A 6041-nucleotide genomic window follows, 5' to 3' on the forward strand; every position below is an offset into this window, starting at 1 on the left:
GCCCTCGCTCAACGACCGCGGGCGGGCCCCGCGGCCGCGAGGGCGGCGGTGACGGCGTGCGCCGCCGAGTCGAGCGCCGTGTCGAGCTCGCTCACGATCTGGGCGGGCAGCAGGCCGCCCTTCGCGACGTGCGTGCGCAGGTCGGCCCGCACCCTGGCGCGGAACTCATTGATCGAGGCATCGGCGCGGCGCAGCTCCTCGCGGCTGGCGATCCGTTCGTCGGCGCGCGCCGAGGCCTCCCGGTAGGACGACGACGAGGACGCGGCGCCGCTCTGCTCCTCGCGGGCGGCGGCGGCCAGATCCGCGCGGAGGCTCTTCATGGCCTCCTGCACGCTCTGGCGCACCTCGTTCGCGATGAGGCGCACGGAGTCGTTGAGCCCCGCCTCGATCCCCTGCAGGTCGCCCTCGCGGGCGGCGAGCTCGGCGCGGCCGGCCTCGGTGATCGCGTAGATCGTGGTGCGGCCGTCGACGGTCTTGGTGACGAGGCCCTCCTCCTCGAGCTTCGCGAGGCGGGGGTAGATCGTGCCGGCGCTGGGCGTGTACGTGCCCCCCGTGCGGTCGGTCAGCGCCTGGATGATGCCGTACCCGTGCTGCGGCGATTCAGCCAGCAGAGCGAGCAGGTACAGGCGCAGATCGCCGTGGGAGAAGACCGCGGGGCTCACAGCAGGTCCTCTCCATCGGAGGTGAACGACACCGGAGCCTCGGCGGCGTCGCGGCGCAGCACCGTGATGTCGCCGGAGACGGTGTTCACCCGCACGTCGGCGAAGGATCCGGACAGCTCGCCGCGCGACCCCGTGAAGGTCGAGGGGCCGGAGGATCCGCGCGGCACGCCGTCGATCGTGATCCGGCCGCTCAGCGCACGGGCCACGTAGTTCGCGGCCAGGGTCTCGTCCAGGCGCACGGTCGCATCGCCCGAGACGCTGTTCAGCGAGACGGTGTTGACGGGGCCCGTCGCGTCGATGAGCATCGCTCCGGAGACGCTGTCGACCGTCGCCTTGCGCACCTCGCCGGTCAGCGCGACGCTGCCGGAGACGGTGTTCGCGGTGGCGGATCCGGACAGTCCGCGCACCTGCACGTCGCCCGAGACGGTGTTGACGTTGAGGTCGCCCGTGTGGGTGTCGACGATCAGATCGCCCGAGACCGTGTTCAGGCGGGCGTCCTCGGTGAGGCCGGAGACGAGCGCTCCCGCGCTCACCACGCCCAGGTTGAGGGCGATGTCGCGGGGGACGGCGACGCTGATCTCCGCCTTGGGGCCGCCGGCGCCGAAGTTGCGGAACACCTCGAGGAAGTTGTCCCAGCCGATCTGCGGGTGGTCGATCTCGATCTGGGTGCCGTCGGATTCGACGCGCAGGTCCTTGATGGTGACGTTGTGGACCTCGATCCGGATGCCCGGTTCGTCGTGGGCGATCACGTCGACCTGCCCGCCGACGAGTCCGATCTTGAGCTTCGACGCGCGCTCGATGTCGATCACGCGCTCCTGCCCGGGGGCGATGAGCCACTTCTCGGTCATGTCTGTTCTCCTGGTTCAGGGATCCCGATCCCGATGATCGAGATATATCGTGTTTGATCACTGTAACACGATATATCTCGAGTCTGTCAACCTCTCCTTCCTGAGAGTTTCAAAGTGCGCAAATGGCTGCATCCAAGGATCGGATGCAGCCATTTGCGCACTTCGAAACGGGGAAGCGGCCTCAGGCCGTCGGCGGGGTGTGCCAGATCCGGTCGATGTAGTCGCGGATCGAGCGGTCGGAGGAGAAGAAGCCGCAGCGGGCGACGTTGAGGATCGCGGCGCGGGTCCAGCCGTCCTGGTCGGCGTAGGCCGCGTCCACGCGCTGCTGCGCCGCCATGTAGGCGGAGTAGTCGGCGAGCACCATGAAACGGTCCTCGTAGAGGAGGTTCGAGACCACGGGCTCGAAGACCGAGCGGTCGCCGCCGGAGAACGTCCCTGAGGCGATGAGGTCGATCGCGCGGCGGAGGCCCGCATCCTCCTGGTAGAACGCGGCAGGGTGGTAGCCGGCCCTGGCGAGCTCTGAGACCTCTGGCTCGGTCATCCCGAACAGGAAGAAGTCGTCGTCGCCGACGAGCTCGCGGATCTCGACGTTCGCACCGTCGTCGGTGCCGATCGTGAGCGCGCCGTTGAGCGCGAACTTCATGTTGCCGGTGCCCGACGCCTCCTTCCCGGCCAGCGAGATCTGCTCGCTGAGGTCCGCCGCGGGGATCACGCTCTCCGCGAGCGTGACGTTGTAGTTCGGCGGGAACAGCACCTGGAGGCGTCCGTCGAGGCGCGGATCCGCGTTGACGACGGATCCGACCGCGTTGATGAGGTGGATGATCCGCTTCGCCATCGCGTACCCGGGTGCGGCCTTCGCGCCGAAGAGCACGGTGCGCGGCTGGAGGTCCGCGAGCGCGATCCGGCCTGACACGACGCCCTCGTACTCGCTCACGACATGCAGCACCTTGAGCAGCTGCCGCTTGTACTCGTGCAGCCGCTTGACCATCACGTCCACGAGGTGGCCGTCGCCGACCCGCATCCCGTCCCGCGCCTGCAGCACGTCGTTCAGGCGGCGCTTGTTGCCAGCCTTGACCGCGGCGAACGACGCGCGGAACGACGCGTCCTCGGCGAAGGGCTCGAGCTCGCGCAGCCGCTCCAGATCGGTGACCCAGCCGTCGCCGATCGCCTCGGTGATGAGGGCGGAAAGGCCAGGGTTCGCGAGCCGGAGGAACCGGCGCGGGGTGACGCCGTTGGTCACGTTCGTGAACTTCTGCGGGAAGAACTCGGCGAACGCGGGCAGCACCTTGTCGCGCAGCAGCTGCGAGTGCAGCTCCGCCACGCCGTTGACCCTGCTGCCTGCGACGGTCGCGAGATAGGCCATGCGCACGGCGCGCACCGGGAACTCCGCGATGATCGACATGTCGCGGATCCGCATCTCGTCGTCCCCGAACCGCGCGCGCACGGCGGTGAGGAACTCCTCGTTGATCCGGTAGACGATCTCCAGGTGCCGCGGCAGCAGGCGGCCGAGCAGCTCGACCGGCCACACCTCGAGCGCCTCCGGCAGCAGCGTGTGGCAGGTGTACGCGAAGCACTGCTGCGTCACCGCCCAGGCCGCGTCCCAGCCCATGCCCCGTTCGTCGACGAGCACGCGCATGAGCTCAGGCACCGCGATCACCGGGTGGGTGTCGTTGAGCTGGAAGATCACCCGCTCCGGCAGCCGTGCGAGATCGAAGTCCGCCGGCAGCCGGTCGAGGAAGTCCCGGATCGACGCGGCCACGAAGAAGTACTGCTGCTGCAGGCGCAGCTCCTTGCCCTGCGGCGTGGAGTCCTCGGGGTAGAGCACCTTGGAGATGTTCTCGGCGAAGGTCTGCGCGCGGACGGCCTGCTCGTAGTCGCCCGAGTTGAAGATGCGCAGATCGAAGGCGTCCGTCGCCTTCGCACGCCACAGCCGCAGCGTGTTCACGCGGGCGTTCCTGAACCCCGGCACGAGGTAGTCGTAGGGCACGGCGCTGACGTCCCACCCCGGGATCCATCGCGACCGGACGGTTCCACCGTCGTCGAAGGTCTCGGTGCGGCCGCCGAAGGACACGGTCTGCGCCGCCTCCGGGCGGGGCTGCTCCCAGGGGGCGCCGAGCGTGAGCCAGGCGTCGGGCTGCTCGACCTGCTGGCCGTCCTCGAACGTCTGGCGGAAGATGCCGTACTCGTAGCGGATCCCGTAGCCGATGCTCGGCACCCCGAGCGTGGCCAGCGAGTCGATGAAGCAGGCGGCGAGGCGTCCGAGTCCGCCGTTGCCCAGGCCCGGTTCGATCTCGTGCCGGCGCAGCTCGTCGAGGTCGATGCCGCACGCGGCCATGGCGTCCGCCGCGATCCCGGCGAGGTCCCCGGCGAGCAGGTCGTTGTCGAGCTGGTTGCCGAGCAGGTACTCCGCGGACAGGTAGCAGACGGTCTTGGCCTGCACCTCGGCCTGGCGGTGCCGATCGGCCAGCGCGTGCAGCATCAGGTAGTCGCGCACCGTGCGGGCGAGCGCGAGATAGCGGTCGTTCGTGCTGGCGTCCGTCAGCGTCACCCCGCCCTCGAAATACAGGTTCCTCAGGAACTGCGCGGTGAAGCCGTCAACGGTCGGCGGAAGCTCGAGCGCGGGAACGGGCGGGTGCGGGGCGGTGGCATCGGAGGAGGTCACGCGACGAACGTACCGCAGGGATCCGCCGCGCTCCCCTGATGCGCTTGACATTGACGCGACGTCAACTTCTACGGTGGTCATATCGACGACGGAAGGAGGATCGCATGACGGATCGGGACTGGTCGATCCAGGAGATCGCACGGCTGACCGGCACCACGAGCCGCACCCTGCGGCACTACGACGACATCGGTCTGCTGCCGCCGACGCGGGTCGCCTCGAACGGCTACCGGCACTACGACCAGAGCGCGCTCCTGCGCCTGCAGCGCATCCTGCTGCTGCGCGAGCTGGGGCTGGGCCTGCCGGCGATCGCCGAGGTCGTCGGGGCGCCGGGAGGCGGCAGATCGCCGCGTCCGGGCGCCGAGACGCCCGCAGCGGCCGCCCCGGGGTCGAAGGCCGGCGCCGCGATCGAGGCGGCGGCCCTCGAGAAGCACCTCGCGCTGCTGCGCGCGGAGCAGAACAGGCTGGCGCGCCAGATCGCGTCGGTCGAGAACACCATCACCGCACTCAGAGAAGGAGGAGCACTCATGCCTGACGACATGTTCGACGGCTTCGATCACACGCAGTACAAGGACGAGGTCGAGACCCGCTGGGGCACCAAGGCCTACGCCGACGGCGACCGCTGGTGGCGCGGGCTCGGCGCCGACGGGCAGGCCGCGTGGAAGGCGGTCGTCGCCGATCTCAACCGGAGCTGGATCGCGCTCGCCGAAGCGGGAGCGGATCCGGCGTCGCCCGAGGCGCAGGACGTGGCGCGCCGCCACGTCGACTGGCTCACGGGCATCCCCGGCACCCCCGCCTACGGCGCGGCCGGCGACCGCAAGGCGTACGTCATCGGCCTCGGCGAGATGTACGTGGCCGATCCGCGCTTCGGCGCGAACTACGCCACCGGTGCGGACCGGGCCGCGGCGGCATCCGGAGCGGCCGGCACGGCAGGCGCGGAGTTCGTCCGCGACGCCCTGCGCATCTACGCGGAGGGCAACCTGTAGACCGGCCGGATCCGCATCGGGCCGCATCCGGTTCGCCTCACGAGAGAGGGAGAGCGCCGCTCGGGGAGTCCTCCGAGCGGTGTTCTCCCTCTTCCAGGAGGACCAGACCTCGCGGCGCCTTCGCACGGTGCCGGGATAGGCTGGCACCACGATGGGCATCTCGCGGCGAACCCTGCTCGTCGGCGCCGGAGCCGGTGCCGTCGCGGTGCTCCTCGCGGCCTGCACGCCGGAGCCGCAGCCGACGAAGACGCCCACGACCGCCCCGCCCTCGCCGACGCCGACGGTGACGCCGGGAGCCGCGCCGCAGCCGACCGCCTGGATGCGCAGCACCTGGTCGACGGATGCGTACTCCCGCGGGGCGATGAGCTATCTGCCCGCCGGGGCGACGCCCCAGCTGCGCAAGGACCTCGCCGTGCCGATCAGTGCACGCGTCTTCCTCGCCGGAGAGGCCACGGATCCGGATCACCCCGGAACGGTCCCCGGCGCGATCGACTCCGGGCAGCGCGCCGCCGCCCAGCTCATCGCGGCCTCGGCGAGCGGCGAGCGCATCGCCGTGGTCGGCGCGGGCGCCGCCGGCGCCGCCGCCGCCCGCGCCCTCGCCGATGCGGGGCGCACGGTGACCGTGCTCGAGGCGCGCGAGCGCACCGGAGGCCGGATCCGCTCGGTCGCCGACAAGGCCTGGCCGATCCCGGTGCAGCTGGGCGCGTGGCTCTCCGCGGGCGACGGGGCGGGGACCCTGGGGGGCGAGCTCGCGGCGCAGGGCGTCCACCGGGTGACGTTCGACAGGCCCGCCGGCTGGTCGAAGGACGGCGCCGCGCCCGCGGTCGATGCGGGAGCGGTGCGGAACGCCGTCGACAAGGCGGCGAACGCCCCCTCCGACGTGCCG

Annotated in this window: 5 protein-coding genes; 2 read left to right on the forward strand and 3 right to left on the reverse strand. The window is 70.9% G+C overall.

The window, feature by feature from the left end:
• Nucleotides 1-8: 8 nt before the first annotated feature.
• From B7X32_RS00245 to B7X32_RS00255, 3 genes are all read right to left on the reverse strand, one after another.
• Complete coding sequence (locus B7X32_RS00245; protein WP_292714259.1) at nt 9-662, reverse strand: PadR family transcriptional regulator; 654 nt, start codon at nt 660-662, stop codon at nt 9-11.
• A complete protein-coding gene (locus B7X32_RS00250; protein ID WP_292714260.1) occupies nt 659-1510 on the reverse strand; it encodes a DUF4097 family beta strand repeat-containing protein in 852 nt (283 codons plus the stop codon). Before B7X32_RS00250 ends, B7X32_RS00245 begins: the two co-directional genes overlap by 4 nt.
• Before the next feature lie 181 nt (nt 1511-1691).
• Nucleotides 1692-4172, reverse strand: a complete 2481-nt coding sequence (locus B7X32_RS00255; protein WP_292714262.1) for a glycogen/starch/alpha-glucan phosphorylase — start codon at nt 4170-4172, stop codon at nt 1692-1694.
• A gap of 104 nt (nt 4173-4276) precedes the next feature.
• Between B7X32_RS00255 and B7X32_RS00260 the strand changes: the two genes are divergently transcribed.
• Entirely contained in the window at nt 4277-5155 is an 879-nt protein-coding gene (locus B7X32_RS00260) for a TipAS antibiotic-recognition domain-containing protein (protein WP_292714265.1), read from the forward strand.
• Nucleotides 5156-5306: 151 nt separating this feature from the next.
• Nucleotides 5307-6041 (forward strand): FAD-dependent oxidoreductase (locus B7X32_RS00265; protein WP_292714268.1); only part of this gene is annotated, 735 nt, incomplete at its 3' end.

The sequence above is a fragment of the Microbacterium sp. 13-71-7 genome, from assembly GCF_002257455.1.
Lineage (GTDB): Bacteria > Actinomycetota > Actinomycetes > Actinomycetales > Microbacteriaceae > Microbacterium.